The 15,316-nt window shown below is 72.4% G+C and carries 13 protein-coding genes and 1 pseudogene; 9 read left to right on the forward strand and 5 right to left on the reverse strand.

Annotation, left to right across the window (positions count from 1 at the left end; genetic code table 11):
- Positions 1 to 4 precede the first annotated feature (4 nt).
- The gene (locus OG435_RS31340; protein ID WP_266881266.1) at positions 5 to 1,909 is read right to left on the reverse strand and encodes a protein kinase domain-containing protein; all 1,905 of its coding nucleotides are present in this window, start codon (positions 1,907 to 1,909) and stop codon (positions 5 to 7) included.
- Positions 1,910 to 2,065: 156 nt separating this feature from the next.
- Here OG435_RS31340 and OG435_RS31345 point away from each other — a divergent pair, with 156 nt between their 5' ends.
- On the forward strand, positions 2,066 to 2,590 hold the full coding sequence (locus OG435_RS31345; protein ID WP_266881267.1) for a hypothetical protein: 525 nt from the start codon (positions 2,066 to 2,068) through the stop codon (positions 2,588 to 2,590).
- A 21-nt stretch (positions 2,591 to 2,611) separates the two neighbouring features.
- Here the strand turns inward: OG435_RS31345 and OG435_RS31350 are convergent, their stop codons facing one another.
- Both OG435_RS31350 and OG435_RS31355 read right to left on the reverse strand, forming a co-directional pair.
- A complete protein-coding gene (locus OG435_RS31350) occupies positions 2,612 to 2,854 on the reverse strand; it encodes a DUF397 domain-containing protein (RefSeq protein WP_266881268.1) in 243 nt (80 codons plus the stop codon).
- Positions 2,851 to 3,675 (reverse strand): helix-turn-helix domain-containing protein, encoded by an 825-nt coding sequence (locus tag OG435_RS31355; protein ID WP_266881269.1) that lies wholly within the window; start codon positions 3,673 to 3,675, stop codon positions 2,851 to 2,853. Before OG435_RS31355 ends, OG435_RS31350 begins: the two co-directional genes overlap by 4 nt.
- Before the next feature lie 146 nt (positions 3,676 to 3,821).
- On the opposite strand from OG435_RS31355, the gene OG435_RS31360 reads away from it, so the two are divergent.
- Complete coding sequence (locus tag OG435_RS31360; RefSeq protein WP_266881270.1) at positions 3,822 to 4,625, forward strand: alpha/beta fold hydrolase; 804 nt, start codon at positions 3,822 to 3,824, stop codon at positions 4,623 to 4,625.
- Between the two features lie 33 nt (positions 4,626 to 4,658).
- Here the strand turns inward: OG435_RS31360 and OG435_RS31365 are convergent, their stop codons facing one another.
- Positions 4,659 to 5,177 carry a DinB family protein gene (locus OG435_RS31365; protein ID WP_266881271.1) on the reverse strand — a complete coding sequence of 173 codons (519 nt, stop codon included), beginning with the start codon at positions 5,175 to 5,177 and terminating at the stop codon, positions 4,659 to 4,661.
- A gap of 84 nt (positions 5,178 to 5,261) precedes the next feature.
- On the opposite strand from OG435_RS31365, the pseudogene OG435_RS31370 reads away from it, so the two are divergent.
- A pseudogene (locus OG435_RS31370) lies at positions 5,262 to 6,557 on the forward strand (chloride channel protein); the annotation flags it as partial.
- Positions 6,558 to 6,592: 35 nt separating this feature from the next.
- On the opposite strand, the gene OG435_RS31375 reads toward OG435_RS31370, so the two are convergent.
- Entirely contained in the window at positions 6,593 to 7,414 is an 822-nt protein-coding gene (locus OG435_RS31375; RefSeq protein ID WP_430625726.1) for a GNAT family N-acetyltransferase, read from the reverse strand.
- 165 nt (positions 7,415 to 7,579) lie between these two features.
- Here OG435_RS31375 and OG435_RS31380 point away from each other — a divergent pair, with 165 nt between their 5' ends.
- The 6 genes from OG435_RS31380 to OG435_RS31405 all read left to right on the forward strand — a co-directional run bounded on the left by OG435_RS31380 (position 7,580) and on the right by OG435_RS31405 (position 15,314).
- Entirely contained in the window at positions 7,580 to 7,987 is a 408-nt protein-coding gene (locus OG435_RS31380) for a signal peptidase I (RefSeq protein ID WP_266882258.1), read from the forward strand.
- Between the two features lie 213 nt (positions 7,988 to 8,200).
- Complete coding sequence (locus OG435_RS31385; protein ID WP_266881272.1) at positions 8,201 to 10,450, forward strand: MMPL family transporter; 2,250 nt, start codon at positions 8,201 to 8,203, stop codon at positions 10,448 to 10,450.
- A gap of 39 nt (positions 10,451 to 10,489) precedes the next feature.
- Positions 10,490 to 11,044, forward strand: coding sequence for a GNAT family N-acetyltransferase (locus OG435_RS31390; RefSeq protein ID WP_266881273.1), 555 nt, complete (start codon positions 10,490 to 10,492; stop codon positions 11,042 to 11,044).
- Between the two features lie 159 nt (positions 11,045 to 11,203).
- Positions 11,204 to 11,794 (forward strand): hypothetical protein, encoded by a 591-nt coding sequence (locus OG435_RS31395; RefSeq protein WP_266881274.1) that lies wholly within the window; start codon positions 11,204 to 11,206, stop codon positions 11,792 to 11,794.
- 220 nt (positions 11,795 to 12,014) lie between these two features.
- Entirely contained in the window at positions 12,015 to 12,182 is a 168-nt protein-coding gene (locus tag OG435_RS31400; RefSeq protein ID WP_266881275.1) for a hypothetical protein, read from the forward strand.
- An 81-nt stretch (positions 12,183 to 12,263) separates the two neighbouring features.
- The gene (locus OG435_RS31405) at positions 12,264 to 15,314 is read left to right on the forward strand and encodes a helix-turn-helix transcriptional regulator (protein WP_323187954.1); all 3,051 of its coding nucleotides are present in this window, start codon (positions 12,264 to 12,266) and stop codon (positions 15,312 to 15,314) included.
- Positions 15,315 to 15,316 lie beyond the last annotated feature (2 nt).

Consider the following 15,316-nt stretch of genomic DNA (forward strand, 5'->3'; position numbering starts at 1 on the left):
GGTCTCAGCGCTTGAGTACGGGGGCGGCGATGACGACGGTGCCGTTGTCGCAGCCCTTGTCCACCTTGATGCGCAGCCGCAGGGCGCCGCTCACCTCAAGGGTGTGGGTGATCGGCTTGCCCAGTTGCACGAGCTCGGAGAAGGCGGCGGGCTGGCCGTCGAGGGAGAAGCTGATCCGGCCCTTCTCGTTCGTCGAGCCGTCGTCGATGCCCACGATGAAGTCGAGCTTCTTCCAGGCGCGGTTGAGGTCGAACTCGGTGTACGTGTCGCTGTAGCAGCGGCGCTCGGCGACGAACGCCGCCCCGTACTCCTTGGTGTCGATCTTGGCCGGCCGGACCTCGAACCCGCCCAGGTCCGTCACCGGGCTCATGACGGTCAGATCGGCCGCGTTGACGCCCGGCGCGACCCCCGACGGGGGCTGGGTTCCGGTCGCCGTGGGCTGGGCCGTCGGGTCGACGGACTCGGACTCGGATGCGGACGGTGTCGGTGTCGGGGTCGGGGTGGGGGTGGGAGCCGGGTTCGCGGGGGACGAGGCCGCCTTGTCCCCGCTGGCAGCCGTGTTCGAGCCGTCCGCGTCCTTCTTGTCCCCGAGCAGCTTCACGCCGGCCACGGCGCCGCCCGCCACCACCAGGACGGCGAGCAGCGCCCCCAGCACCACCCGGGCCCGCCGCTTCTTGCGCGGCGGCGGTGCGGGCGCCGGTTCCGCGGGTGAGGCGGCAGCGGGCGCCGGCCCGTACCCCTGCGGCACGGTCGCCTGGACCGGCGGCGGGGTGTACACCGGCTCGGTGGGCGGGGGCGTGTACGCGGGCTCGGTGGGCGCCGGGGTGTACACCGGCTGCGCCGGGGGAGCCGCGGGCGGGGCCGCCGGGACGGCCGGAGCCACCACCGGCGCCGCGGGCGGCTGCGAGGGCTGCTGGGGCGGAGCCACGGGCTTCGGCGGAGCCGCTGCCGGAACCGGGGGAGCCGCCGGGGGCAACGGCACCGCGTCCTGGACTACCCGCTGCGAGGTGGACGAGGTGGTGGACACCACCGCACGGCGGATGTCCTTCATCCAGCCGGCCAGGTTCAGCGGACGCTTCAGCGGGTCGGCGGCGTAGATGGAGGCGATCCGCGCCCGCTGCTCCGCGTCCAGCACCGCGAACTGCGGCAGCCGTACGAGGGCCTGCGCCAGCAGCTCCGGCGTCGAGGGCGGGGACTCCCCGCTCAGCAGGAAGTACGCGATGGCCCCGAAGGCGTACCGGTCCGCGCCCGGGGTCCGCTTCCCCTCGAAGACCTCCGGCGCCGCGTAGCCCTGGGTGAACCACACCTCCGCCGTCTGGTGGTCGGCGGTCAGCTTGCTGAGGCCGAAGTCCACCAGGGTGGCCTGCCCGTGCGCGTCGACCATGACATTGCCCGGCGACAGGTCACCGTGGATCACCTGACGCCCGGAGGGGGTCGCCTTCCCCGAGTGCAGCCAGTCCAGTACGTCGGCCAACTGCTCCAGCGTGCGCATCACTTCGCGCCGCTCGGCGGCCGTGGCGAGGGTGCGCTCGGCCCGCCAGTCCCGCAGGTCGAGTCCGTCGACGTGGTTCATGACCAGGACCAGGGCCCGCCCGGTCAGGGTCGAGGACTCCCCGGGCCGGTGGATCGGCGGCCCCTCGAAGTGCTCCCGTACGCCCACGACACCCGGCCGGTGGACGAAGCGCAGCAGTTCCGCCTGCTCGTTCCACTTCTGGCTGATCCGGTCGAAGACGTCCGGGGTGATCGTGGTCTTGGAGTCGAGCACCTTCACGACGACGGGCTCGGATCCTCCCGCGAGCTCGATCTCCGCGAGATAGAGCACGGCCTCCCCGCCGCGCCCGATGGACCGGAGCAAACGGTAGCGATCCGCCGCCGCGTCCGGCCCGATGTGCAGATTCTGGCTGGTCAATTTCCCCCCAGCGCCCAGTATTTGATGGAGGCACAGTTTCCCGTGGTGCGGTTGACGGGGTCAATGGAAATCGGAACTCGCACCCCCATCGAGACCTTCCCGGCCGGTGGCCCGGCAGACTGTGCGCGGGGAAAACGGACTGGGGGAGGTGTGCCGGTGGAGATCGGTTCGATGGTCATCGCCGTGGTGGGCGTCGCGGGGACGCTGGGCGGCACGCTGCTCACCCAGCTGGGTGCGACGCGCGCGAAGCGCCGCGAGATCGAGCTCGTGCGCGGTCACGACGCGGTGCGCGAGAACCTGCTGCTGCGGCGCACCTGCTACGCGGGCCTCAACCGGGACGCCCGGCAGTTCACCACGGCCCTCAACCGGCATCTGCACGCCATGAGGGAGCGCGGGGTCGAGGAGGTAGACCGGACCGCGCTCGACGCCGCGAAGGACGCCTTCCGCGACCAGTACTCCGAGGCGCAGATGATCGCCCCCGGCCCCGTCCTCACGCCCGCGATGGCGGTCAACCGCGCCCTGACGGACGTCTACGGGCAGGTGAAGCGCCTGGAGCGGGGCGAGCCGGCCCGGGGGGAGTCGATGGAGGCGGCGGCGGAGGCCCAGCAGGGCATCTGGGCTGCGCTCCGGGTGATGCGGGCGGCGATGAGGGCCGACCTCGGAGTGCCGGACGGGGGGTGAGCCCCGCCGTACTCCGAGCGGTCAGCGGGTGGCGTCGCCGACGAAGGCGGCCCAGGCGGCGGGGGCCACGGTCAGGACCGGGCCCTCGGTGACCTTGGAGTCGCGGACGTGCACGGCGGCGGGGTGGGCGGCGACCTCGACGCAGTCGCCGCCCTCGTCGGTGCTGTAGCTGGACTTCCGCCACTGGTAAGCGACTTCGAGGCAGTTGCCGCCCTCGCTGCCGCTGTAGCTCGACTTGAACCAGGTCAGTGCGTGGGCGGTCATGACTCTCCTAGCAGGTCGTCCAGCAGGCGCTTGCTGTCCTCCATGGACAGCGCCTGGTTCCGCAGGATCCCATACTTGAGACTCAGCGGATGGACCTCCTCGGGGTCGTCCAACAGGAAGCTGACGCCCTGCCCTTCGATGTACGCGAGCGGGTCGTGGTCGCCCGTTTCCAGCAGCACCATCGGGCCGTCGAGAGCGGCGTGTGTTTCACGGTCGTTGGCCATGATCTGGAGCCCGAGGAAAGGGAGTTCGGCCATCTCCCTCAGGTGGCAGAGCTGGTCTCGGAAGACCTCCCGACCCCCGATGGGCCGTTCCAGGACGGACTGCTCCACGATGTAGTGCATCATCGGCGGCCAAGGCTTGCGCCCCAGCATGGACTGGCGGGCCAGTCGGGTGGCCGTCTGCACCTCGATCTCCTCGGCGGTGAGTGGCGGATACAGCGAGCCGAAGACGGCCGCCGCGTACTCCGGGGTCTGGAGCAGCCCCGGGATCACAGAGTTCTCGTACGAGAACAGGCTCTCCGCATCCCGTTCGTGCGTGATGAAGTCGATCGCGAACGCCGGGTACCGCTCCCGCTTCGGGATCCTCGCGAGCGAGCTGCTCAACAGCCCGCCCGTGCCGAACAGTTCGTCGAGCGTCGCCGCCATCCGCGGCTGGAGCAGCCGGCGGCCCTGCTCCATGGAGGCGATGGTCTCCGGGTCGGTGTGCAGGTGCTCGGCGAGGGCCGCCTGGGTGTACCCGGCCTGCTTGCGGAAATGCGCGGCCATCGTGCCCAGGACTCGCCACGAGACGTTCCTTTGGGGCCTGTTGTCGTCTGCCATGCCTGCGACATCCCCGGGTGAGGTGGAGGTGACGCGCCGTCGACCCGTACGGCACCCGTACAAAATCAAGAGTTCTGTAGCGATCGCTACGTAAAGTAGGTACGGTTCTTTCTGTAGTGACCGCTAAGGAAATCTAGGGGGATCCCATGAGCACCGCACTGACCAGTACCTACGCCCGTACCGTCCGCAAGGAGGGCGGTGGCCCCGGCCTGCTCCTCGCCCACGGCGGAGGGGGCTCGGTCGAATCGAACTTCGGTCCGATCCTCGATGCCCTGGCCGAAGGCCACACCGTCGTGGGCGTGGACTACCCGGGTACGGGAGGGACCCCGCGCGCCACCGGGCCGCTCGAACTGGACGAGCTGGCAGATCAGTTGGTCGCCGCCGCCGACGCGGAGGGGCTGGGGCGGTTCGCCGTCCTCGGCTACTCGCTCGGCGGGAACGTCGCCGTGCGCATCGCCGCCCGGTACCCCGAACGGGTCACCGCGCTCGTGCTCACGGCGAGCTTCGCCCGCGCCGGTCACCGGCTCGGCCTCGTCACCGACCTCTGGGCCGAACTGGCCCGCCGCGGGGAGGCCGAGCTGCTCGCCCGGCTCCTCGTCCCGCTCACCCTCAGCCCGCGGGTGCTGGAGGGGATGACCGGTGAACAGGTGGAGGAGGCCGTACGGGCCACCGCGGCCTCCTTCCCGCCCGGAGGCGCGGACCACGCCGCCCTGGTGAAGGGGGCCGACCTGCGCGCCGACCTCGCCCGGATCGACGTACCCGCGCTCGTCATCGCGACCACCGCCGACCTGCTCGTACCGCTGGAGGTGCAGCGGGAGCTGGCGGACTCGCTGCCGGGCGCCCGGTGGGCGGAACTGGCCACCGGGCACCTGCCGTTCGTCGAACGCCCGGCGGAGTGGGCGGAGCTGGTCACCGGATATCTGGCGGGGCCGGTGACGGATCGCGGGTGAGCGGGAGTCCGAGGCCGGCCGGGCCGACCCGGCTCAGGCGCCCGTGGTGCCGTCGACGGCCTCGCGGAGGAAGTCCGCGTGGCCGTTGTGGCGGGCGTACTCGTGGATCATGTGCAGCATGAGCAGGCGCAGCGAGGCGTCCTCCTCCCACTTCTCCACCCGGACCGTCACCTCCAGGGACTCGGCGGCCTCCTCCACCGCGCGGGAGTGCTCGACCTCCGCGCGCCAGGCCGCGAAGGCCTCGGCGCGGGTCGAGCCGGAGGCGTCGTAGGCGGCCTGGAAGTCGTGGGTGTCCGACCACAGATGGGGGACGTCCGCCCCGCCGAAGGTGCGCCGGAACCAGTGCCGCTCCACCTCCGCCATGTGCCGCACCAGTCCGAGCAGGGACAGCGTGGAGGGCGGGGACGCCTGGCGGCGCAGCTCCTCGTCGGTGAGGCCCTCGCACTTCCAGGCGAGGGTGGCGCGGTGGAAGTCGAGGTACGCGCGGAGCGTCTCGCGCTCTCCCCCGGTCAGGGGAGGGGCGGTGCGGTGGGCGGATTCTGTTGCGGCCATGGCAGAGATCTTGCCCCGTAGGTCCCGGGGGGTGGAAGGCGTTCGCCCCTACTGCGTCCCGTTTTTTGTTCCTAAAGTGAACATATGCCGCCAAGTCGTGCCCATATCACCCATATCCCCCACGTGAAGGCCCTCGGACCCGTGCTGCTCATCGGCGTCGGAGCGGGCGTCGGAGCCGTGCTCTTCCGGTGGATGGTGATCGGGGCGACGGAGCTGCTGTCCGGCCACGCCGACTACGCGGGGGCCGGCCACACCGCCCACCCCGGCGCACGGTTCCTCGGCCCGTACTTCGTCCTGCTCGCCCCCGTCGTCGCCGGCCTCGTCTACGGCCCGCTCGTCCACCGCTACGCCCGCGAGGCCCGCGGGCACGGGGTCCCCGAGGTCATGCTGGCCGTCGCTCACAACGGCGGGAAGATCAAGGGCCGCGTCGCCGCCGTCAAATCGCTCGCCTCCGCCCTCTGCATCGGCGGCGGCGGCTCCGTCGGCCGCGAGGGCCCCATCGTCCAGATCGGGGCGGCACTCGGCTCCACCCTCGGACGCCTGCTGAAGTCCGACGAGGAGCACACCACACTGCTCCTCGCCTGCGGCGCGGCCGGCGGCATCGCGGCCACCTTCAACGCACCGCTGGCCGGCGTGGTGTTCGCGATGGAGCTCATCCTCCGCCGCTGGACCTCCCGCACCTTCGGGTACCTCGCCCTCGCCTCCGTCACCGCCTGCGCCATCGCCCGCGCGGTCTTCGGCGACCGGCCGTTCCTGGTCCTGGAAGCGATGCACGTGGGCCACCCCGGGCAGTACCTGCTCTTCGCCGCCCTCGGAGTCCTCGCGGGAACCGTCGGGATCGGCTTCACGCGCTTCCTCTACGTGGCCGAGGACCTGTGCGACCGGCTGTGGCGCGGCCCGGAATGGCTGCGCCCGGCGGTGGGCGGGCTGCTGCTCGGCCTGATCCTGCTGGCACTGCCCCAGATGTACGGAGTCGGCTACCCCGTGCTGGAGGGCGCGGTCCACGGGAAGTACGCCCTGGGCCTGCTGCTGCTCCTGATGCTGGGCAAGATCCTGGCGACGAGCACCACGATGGGCATCGGCGGTTCGGGCGGGGTCTTCACCCCGTCCCTCTTCATCGGAGCCACCCTCGGCGCCGCCGTCGGCCTGGTGACCTCCCCGGCCGACGCCCCCGCCTTCGCGCTGGTCGGCATGGCGGCGGTCTTCGCGGGCAGCGCACGGGCCCCGATCACGGCGGTGGTCATCATGGTGGAGCTCACCGGGGAGTACACCCTGATCGCCCCCTTCATGCTCGCGGTGGCCCTGGCGACGGGCGTGAGCCGCCTGCTCAGCAGGGACACGGTGTACACGCTGAAGCTGACGCGAAGGGGGATCGAGCTGGCGGCGTAGGGGGGCCTGGGGCCGTCTCGCCCCGTCTACTCCTTCGCCTCCCAGATCCAAGGCACCGTCACGCCCAGCACGCCGAAGCCCAGCCGTTCCAGGATCGGCCGGCTGTCCTGCGAGGCGTCGACCTGGAGGTAGCGGATGCCCCGGTCCGCCGCCACGCGGGCGCGGTGGGCCACCAGGAGGCGGTAGATCCCGCGGCCACGCCATTCCGGGACCGTGCCGCCGCCCCACAGGCCCGCGAAGGGGCTCCCCGGGCGCATTTCCATCCGGGCCGCGCTCACCGGGGTGTCGCCCGCCATCGCGACGACGGCCTCGATGGTGTCCGGCTCGTTCCTGAGCAGGTTCAGCATCAGGTCCCTGATGCGCGGGCGGTCCGAGCCGAAGGCCCGGCGGTGGGCCTCCATCATCAGCTCCACGCCGGCCTCGTCGGTCACCACCCGCAGTGTGATGCCCTCCGGCGGTTCCACCGACAGGGCGGCGAGCTCCTCCACCCGCGCCACCAGCAGGGTCTCCTCCGGCTCCGCCACGAAGCCGGCGGCGCGCAGCCGGTCGCCGAGGTCGGCGGGGCGGTCGTGGCCGTAGAGCTTCCACTCGAACTCCGCCGACGGGATCTCGCCCCGAGCGGCCAGTGCGGTGAAGAACGCCACCTGTTCCGAGATCGCCGCGTCCGCGGTGTGCTCGTCCAGGTCCGACCAGAGCACCGTGTTCCCTCCGGTCGCGGGCACGATCTGCCGTACGACCGGGCCCGCCCGTTCCACCCGCGCGTCACTGGTGTCCGGCCGGGCGTCCTTGCGCATCACGGAGTCGAACTCGGCGCGCACTGCTCTCAAATCCTCTGCGTTCATCGTCATCGGGCCAGCTCACCAGCCGCCGACGGGTCCGACAACTGCATTAACCTCACCCCCGTGAGCGACCCCACGCACCCCACGCACCCCACCCCCTTCGCGCACCCGTCCGCGCACCCCGCCGTCTACACCGGCAAGGCCGCCCCCGACGCCGCCGTCGACCGGGGCTGGCTGCTGGGGCACTTCAAGGAGCCCGGCGATCCCCGCCACAGCGAGGACGTGGAGATCAAATGGGGCGTCCACCCCAAGGGTGAGGAGCGGGCGAGCTGGGTGCGCGGAGAGTCCCGTACGGCGTTGCAGGTACTGATCAGCGGCCGGTTCCGGCTGGAGTTCCCCGGCCGCAGCGTCGTCCTGGCCGAACAAGGGGACTACGTGGTGTGGGGACGCGGAGTCGACCACTCCTGGTACGCGGAGGAGGACGCGGTGGTGCTGACCGTGCGCTGGCCCTCGCTGCCGGGCTACCGGGCGGACGCGGCACCCGGCGAAGAGCCCGTCGGCGACCCCGCCGGCCCGTCCGACGACCCGTCCGGCCCGTCCGACGACCCATCCGGGCGGACCTCCGCTCCGAACCCCGTGTGACCTAGGTCCCGGACCTGCCCGAACGCCTGTGACGCTGCCCACGATGGCTGCCAACGATCACGCGACGCTGCGATCGTGAAGGTGTAGACCAATCGCACGCAACAAAATTCCAGAGCTCGACGCCCGAGCCCAGCGTTCAGTTTTCAGTGTTCACGCGTTCTTTCCGACGGGCCGTTCCCCGGTAAGGATCCGAACCACCAGGGAGCCCGTCCGTTGTCAGCCCTCGCACGCTGGTGCATGCGGCACCGACTCGTCGCCGTCCTGATCTGGCTCCTCGCCTTCGGCGGGACCGCCGCCGCCGCGGTCGGCGCGGGGACGGCCTTCTCCAACGACTACGAGGTCCCCGGCACGGAGTCCGCCAAGGCGCACGCCCTGCTGCGCGAGGGGTTCCACGGGCAGGGCGGCGACACCAACACCGTCGTGTGGCGGACCCCGGACGGGCAGAGCGTGCGGACGCCGGCCGTACGGGAGCGCATGACGCGGGCCCTGGATTCGATAGCCGGGCTGCCCGGAGTCGGATCGGTCGCCGGTCCCTACGGTCCCGGGCCCGACAGCGCGGCCCGGATCAGCCCCGACGGACGCACCGCCTACGCCGTGGTCACCTTCGACCGGCAGGCCGACTCGGTGCCCAAGGGCGAGGCGAAGGCCGTCGTCGACGCCGCGCGGAACCCGGCCACGCAGGCCGACGGGCTCCAGGTCGAGCTCGGCGGGCGCGCCGTCGGCCTCACCGAAGCCCCCTCCGCGCACCTCGCCGAGGTCATCGGCGTGGCCATCGCCGCGGTGGTGCTGTTCCTGGCCTTCGGTTCCCTGGCCGCCAGCCTGCTGCCCATCGCGACCGCCCTGGTCAGCGTGGGCACCGCCTATTTCGGCATCACCCTCCTCGGCCACGCGATGCCGGTCGCCGACTTCGCTCCGATGCTCGGCACCCTCGTGGGCCTCGGAGTGGGCATCGACTACGCGCTGTTCATCGTCACCCGCCACCGCAAGGGCCTCAAACGCGGGCTCCCGGTCGCGGAAGCCGCCGAGAGCGCCGTCGCCACCACCGGCCGGGCCGTGGTCTTCGCGGGGGCCACCGTCTGCATCGCGCTGCTCGGCATGCTGGTGCTCCGGCTGAACTTCCTGGACGGCGTCGCCATCGCCGCCTCCCTCACCGTGGTCCTGACCGTCGCCGCCTCGGTGACCCTGCTGCCCGCGCTCCTCTCGTACATCGGCATGCGCGCGCTGTCCCGCCGCGAGCGGCGCAAACTGGCCGCCGACGGCCCGCGGCCCGAGGCGGTGACCGGCTTCGCCGCCCGCTGGTCGGTCTTCGTCGAGCGCCACCCGAAGCTGCTCGGTCTGGTGGCCACGGCGGTCATGGTGGTGCTGGCGCTGCCCACGCTCTCCCTCCACCTCGGCACCTCCGACCAGGGCAACAACCCGGCCACGTCCACCACCCGCAAGGCCTACGACCTGCTCGCGGACGGCTTCGGCCCGGGGATGAACGGCCCGCTGACCGTGGTCGCCCGCCTCGGCGGGGCCGGCGACCGCGTCGCCGTGGAGGCGCTGACCGAGTCGCTCCGTACGACCAGGGGCGTGGCCGCCGCCGGACCGGCGGTCTTCAACCGCGACGGCGACACTGCCGTCGTCACCGTCGTACCGGACTCCGCTCCGCAGTCCCGGGCCACGAGCGAGCTGGTCGACAGACTGCGCGAGGACGTCATCCCGCGCGCCGGCCACGACACCTCCCTCCAGGTCCACGTCGGCGGCGTGACCGCCGGGTACGATGACTTCGCCGAGGTCATCGTCGGCAAACTGCCGCTCTTCGTCGGTGTGGTCATCGCACTCGGCTGCGTGCTCCTGCTGCTGGCCTTCCGCTCCATCGGCATCCCGGTCAAGGCCGCCGCCATGAACGTCGCAGCCGTCGCCTCCTCCTTCGGAGTCGTCGTGGCGATCTTCCAGTGGGGCTGGGGCAGCGAACTCCTGGGGCTGGGCAGCGCCGGGCCGATCGAGCCCTTCCTGCCGGTGATCATGGTCTCGGTGCTCTTCGGACTGTCGATGGACTACCAGGTCTTCCTGGTCAGCCGGATGTACGAGGAGTGGCTGGAGACGGGGGACAACAGGCGGGCGGTGCGCGTCGGCCTCGCCGAGACCAGCCGGGTGATCAACTCGGCGGCCGTCATCATGATCTCCGTCTTCCTGGCCTTCGTACTCAGCGGTGACCGGCTCATCGCCATGTTCGGCATCGCGCTCGCCGCGGCCGTCGCCCTCGACGCCTTCGTCCTGCGGACCCTCCTCGTGCCGGCCCTGATGCACCTGCTCGGCGGAGCCAACTGGTGGCTGCCGGCCTGGCTGGACCGCAGGCTCCCGAAGATCAGCATCGAGCCCCCCGAGCGCCGCCCGCATGCGAAACTTCCCCTGCAACGGCCCGGCGCGGACCCCGTCACGAGCGAGGAAGCGGCCGAGCCCGCGACCAGCTCCCGGTGATCCGGCCATCCGCCGCTCGATACCCAAGGAAGAACGCGCATGTTCTCGATAGACCTCGCCGACGACGCCCAGCTCTTCCCGCTGGAAGCCCGGCACGCGGAGGAGTTCTTCGCCCACATCGAACGCGGACGCGAGTTCATCGGCCAGTACGTCGGCTTCCCCGACCGGTCCTCCGACCTGGAGTCCGCCCGCGCCCTGCTGGCCAAGTACGCGCTCACGGCGGGGGAGGACGGCGCGCGGTTCTTCGGGATCCGCCTCGACGGCACGCTCGTGGGCGGGGTGCTCTTCCCGGCGTTCGACGCGGCGACGGGCAACTGCGAGATCGGCTGCTGGCTGGAGCCCGCCGCGGCCGGCCGCGGCCTCGTCACGAAGGCCTGCCGGGTCCTGATCGACTACGCCTTCGGTGAGCGCGGCATGCACCGCGTCGAGTGGCACGCCGCCTCCGGCAACAAGAAGAGCCTCGCCGTGGCCGAGCGCCTCGGCATGACCCGTGAAGGCGTGCTGCGCCAGAACCACCTGCACCGGGGCGTCCGCCAGGACACCGAGGTCTGGGCGCTCCTCGCCCCCGAGTGGTCCGCGGCCCGCTCCGCGTAACGGCCCTCCGCGGCCTCCGCGCAACCTCCCTCCGCGTCGGCCCGTCGCCGCCCCGCCGCCGCCCCGCCCCGAGCCTTCCGGAGGGCCGGGGCGGGGCGCCGCACGCCGCTCGGCCGGATTCTCAGGAACCTCTCAGAAAAGCCGCCTACGGTGCCCCGCATGGACACCACCAAGACCCCCGCCCCGACCGCTCCCGAGGCGGACTCCCCGGCCGACCTGAAGAAGGCCGCCACCGACGGGACGACCGCCCCGGCCGCCGCGGACACCACCACCACCGACGAGGCCCTGGACCTGAACGAGGGGACCGAGGAGGCCGAGGAGTTCGACGGGCTCGACGCCGAGGCCGACGAGGAGCAGAGCAGTGGTGTCGCCTCCGGAGCCTCCGCGATCGTCGCCGCCGGTCTCGGCCTGATCGCCCTCAGCGGCAGCTGGACCTCCCGCGTCATGGGCGAGCGCGAGACCCTCAAGGGCCAGATCAGCTCGGCCGACGCCTCCAGCACCGCGGACAAGATCGAGGCGCTGTACGGCAACGCCTGGCACATGACCGCCCTGGTCAACGGCGTCCTGTCGACGATCGCACTGCTCCTCGCCGTCTTCGTGCTGGCCCGTCCGGCCTTCGGCGCCCCCGGCCGCACCCTCCCGGCGTGGGTCCGCTCCGTCTCCTGGGCCGCCGTCGTCGTCGCCGTCATCGGCATCGCCGCTTTCCTGGCCATGTACCTCCTCGCCCTCCCGACGGCCCCCGCCGCCTAGGCCGTTCACTGCTTCCGGGGCGGCCGCCTAGGCCGTTCGCGGCGACCCGGCGGCCCGCCTAGGTACTGCCTTAGGCCACCTCAGGGACCCCCGGTCCCGGCCTAAGGCCCCCCGGCCCGTACAGATGCGGCATGCTCCCGATGTGCCGGCACCCCCTGGGGCGCGAATCTTGGATCACACCGAACGAGGTGTCCGAGAAAAGCGAACCAGGGAGCACGAGATGTTCGAGTACGAGATCGCCACCGCCCGCCGCGACGACCTCATCCGCGAGGCCGACGCCTTCCGTCTGGTCCAGGAAGCGAAGAAGGCCCGCCGCCTCTTCTCCCGCAGCCAGGAACCGGAGGGGTCGGTGAGAGGACAGCGCGGCCGGTTCACCCGCGCCGCGTAACCCGCGTCGCGAGACCGTGCGAACCGGCACGTGATGAGAAGCGCACCGATATCCAGTGCCGACGGGCAGGGCCTCTGTGCGATGCTCGGCGGCGTGGAGACCAGATCTGTCAGCCCGGTGTTCGTCGGCCGAGCCGACGAACTGGCCGTACTCACCGACGCCCTGACGCGCGCCGCCGGCCAGGAGCCGCAGGCACTGCTCATAGGCGGCGAGGCCGGGGTCGGCAAGACCCGCCTCACCGAGGAGTTCCTCTGCGAGGCCGACCGCCGCGGCGCGGTCGTAGCCGTCGGAGGCTGTGTGGAGATCGGGGCGGAGGGACTTCCCTTCGCCCCGTTTTCGACCGCACTGCGCACCCTGCACCGCCTGCTCCCCGACGAACTGGCCGCGGCCGCCGTCGGCCAGGAGGGCGAACTCGCACGCATCCTCCCCGAACTGGGCGAGACCCCGCGCGGCCCGCACGACGAGGAGAGCACCGCCCGGCTCTTCGAACTGACGGCCCGGATGCTGGAACGGCTCGCCGCCGACCGCACCGTCGTCCTCGTCCTGGAAGACCTGCACTGGGCGGACACCTCCACCCGGCACCTGCTCTCCTACCTCTTCCGCGCACTCGGCAGCGGCCGGCTCGTCGTGGTCGCCACCTACCGCGCCGACGACGTCCACCGCCGCCATCCGCTGCGCCCGCTCCTCGCGGAGCTCGACCGGCTGCGCACCGTCCAGCGCATCGAGCTGTCCCGCTTCAACCGGGCCGAGGTACGCCGCCAGCTCGCCGGGATCCTCGCCTCCCAGCCCGACGAGGAGTTCGTCGAATCGGTCTTCGACCGCTCCGACGGCAACGCCTTCTTCGTCGAGGAACTCGTCGCCTCCCGCGCCAGCGGCTGCCGCACCGGCCTCACCGAATCCCTGCGCGACCTGCTCCTGGTCCGCGTCGAGGTCCTGCCCGACGCCGCGCAGCGCGTCGTGCGCATCGTCGCCGAGGGCGGCTCCACGGTGGAGTACCCCCTGCTGCGGGCCGTCACCCGGCTCTCCGAGGACGAACTGATCGAGGCCCTGCGCGCGGCGGTCGGCGCCAACATCCTCCTCGCCACCCCCGACGGCGACGGCTACCGCTTCCGCCACTCCCTGGTCCGCGAGGCCGTCTCCGACGACCTGCTGCCCGGCGAGCGCGCCCGCGTCAACCGCCGCTACGCCGAGGAGCTCGAACAGGACGACTCGCTGATCCGCGCGGAGGAGCGGGTCATCCGCCTCGCCACCTACTGGTACTACGCCAACGACTCGGTCAAGGCCCTGCCCGCCGTGCTCGCGGCCTCGGTGGCCGCCCGGCGCCGGCACGCCTACTCCGAGCAACTGCGCCTGCTGGAACGGGCCATGGAACTGTGGGAGGCCGTACCGGAGGAGGTGCGCGGCGAACTGCGCCCGGCGGACTACACCGAGGTCTACCCGCCCTGCGGCTGCGACCCGGCGACGACCCCGCTGCAACGCCTCGACCTGCTGGCCGAAGCCACCGTCGCGGCCCGCTTCGGCGGCGAGCGCGAACGCGCGCTGAAGCTGACCAAGACGGCCCTGCGGCTGCTGGCGGACGGCCACGACCCGCTGCGCGCCGCCTGGTTCTGGACCGAACGCTCCCGGATGATCGCGAGCCTGGCCCGCGGCGACGGCTGGGAGGAGCTGGCCAAGGCGCAGGAGCTCGTCCGCGGGCTGCCCCCGTCCCAGGTGCACGCCGACGTCCTGGTCCGGGCCGCGAGCTGGGGCATGCTCCACAAGCCGGGGCCCGACAACCTGGTCGCCGCCGAACGCGCCGTGGAGTACGCGCGGATGGTCGGCGCCGAGGACACCGAACTCAACGCCCGGATCACCGTCGGCAGCCTGCTCGTCGACTCCGGGGACACCCAGCGCGGACTCGCCGAGATGCACGCGGTCAGGGACCGGGCCGCCGAGCTCGGACTCGCCATGCTGGTAGGACGCGCGCACGTGAACCTCACCTCCCACCTGGAAAGCCTGGGCCGGTCCCGCGAAGCGGTGGAACTGGCCGAAGAGGGCGCCGAGCTGGTCAAGAACTCCCATCTGATGGACTCCGAGGCGTACATCCGGGGGAACATGGCGGAGAGCCTGTACAGCCTGGGCCGGTGGGAGGAGGCCGCGACGCAGGCCCGCCGCACCCTGACCCTCGTCAGCAGCGCCGCCCCGCGCGCCGCCGCCGTCGTACGGCTGTCCTACCTGGCCCTGGCCCGCGGCGAACTCGCCGAGGCGGCCGGCCAGCTCACCGCCGCCCGTACCCACTTCGGGGCCCACGACGGGCAGCCCCAGCACCGGATCCCGCTGTTCCGCCTCGCGATCGGCGTGGCCGCGGCGGAGGGCCGGATAGCCGACGTCCGCAGCGAGGTGGCCGCCGTCATCGACCACGGTTTCCCGCTCGGCATCCACCGCTACGCCTGGCCGCTGCTGCTCGCCGCCGCCTCGGCCGAAGCCGAGGCCCGCGGCCTGCCCGGCGCGGAGGCCGGCCGCGAGGAGGCGCTGACCGTGCTGCGCACCGCGGCCCGGGGCCTGGCCACACCGGCCCCGGTGTGGACCGCCCACTCCGAGTACCTCAGGGCCGAGCTGCTGCGCGCCGAGGCCCGGGACACCGTCGCCGACTGGACGGCCGTGGAAGCGGCCGTACGCCCCCTGGAGCGCCCCTACCTGCTCGCCAGGGCCCAGTACCGGCTCGTGGAGGCGCTCCTGGCCGCCGGCGGGGACCGCGAGGCCGCCGCCGGGCTGCTCCAGGAGGCCTACGCCGCCGCCGAGCAGCTCGGAGCCCGCCGGATCCGGGAGGACCTGGCCCTGCTCGCACAGCGCGCCAGGCTCCCGCTCACCCCCGTGGACGACGCCGCCGGGGCCCTGCTCGCTCCGGGCGCGGACCCGGTCGAGGCGCTGGGCCTGACCAGCCGCGAACGGGACGTGCTGCGCCTGGTCGCGGCGGGCCACACCAACCGCCAGATCGCCGAGGAGCTCTTCATCTCCCCGAAGACGGCCAGCGTGCACGTCTCGAACATCCTGGCGAAGCTCGGTGTCGCGAGCCGCGGCGAAGCGGCCGCCCTGACCCACCGGCTGCGGCTCTTCGGCCCCGTGGCCCAGCAGCCCGCCGGGACGCACTGAAG

It is taken from the genome of Streptomyces sp. NBC_01264 (genome assembly GCF_026340675.1).
In the GTDB taxonomy this organism is placed as follows: domain Bacteria; phylum Actinomycetota; class Actinomycetes; order Streptomycetales; family Streptomycetaceae; genus Streptomyces.

What these genes read in the sequence shown, in the direction of transcription:
- OG435_RS31365 (WP_266881271.1), bottom strand. Translation starts at nt 5,177, where the DNA reads ATGGCCGCAACAGAATCCGCCCACCGCACCGCCCCTCCCCTGACCGGG.
- OG435_RS31405 (WP_323187954.1), top strand. Translation starts at nt 12,264, where the DNA reads ATGCTCGGCGGCGTGGAGACCAGATCTGTCAGCCCGGTGTTCGTCGGC.
- OG435_RS31360 (WP_266881270.1), top strand. Translation starts at nt 3,822, where the DNA reads ATGAGCACCGCACTGACCAGTACCTACGCCCGTACCGTCCGCAAGGAG.
- OG435_RS31350 (WP_266881268.1), bottom strand. Translation starts at nt 2,854, where the DNA reads ATGACCGCCCACGCACTGACCTGGTTCAAGTCGAGCTACAGCGGCAGC.
- OG435_RS31375 (WP_430625726.1), bottom strand. Translation starts at nt 7,414, where the DNA reads ATGACGATGAACGCAGAGGATTTGAGAGCAGTGCGCGCCGAGTTCGAC.
- OG435_RS31400 (WP_266881275.1), top strand. Translation starts at nt 12,015, where the DNA reads ATGTTCGAGTACGAGATCGCCACCGCCCGCCGCGACGACCTCATCCGC.
- OG435_RS31355 (WP_266881269.1), bottom strand. Translation starts at nt 3,675, where the DNA reads ATGGCAGACGACAACAGGCCCCAAAGGAACGTCTCGTGGCGAGTCCTG.
- OG435_RS31395 (WP_266881274.1), top strand. Translation starts at nt 11,204, where the DNA reads ATGGACACCACCAAGACCCCCGCCCCGACCGCTCCCGAGGCGGACTCC.
- OG435_RS31390 (WP_266881273.1), top strand. Translation starts at nt 10,490, where the DNA reads ATGTTCTCGATAGACCTCGCCGACGACGCCCAGCTCTTCCCGCTGGAA.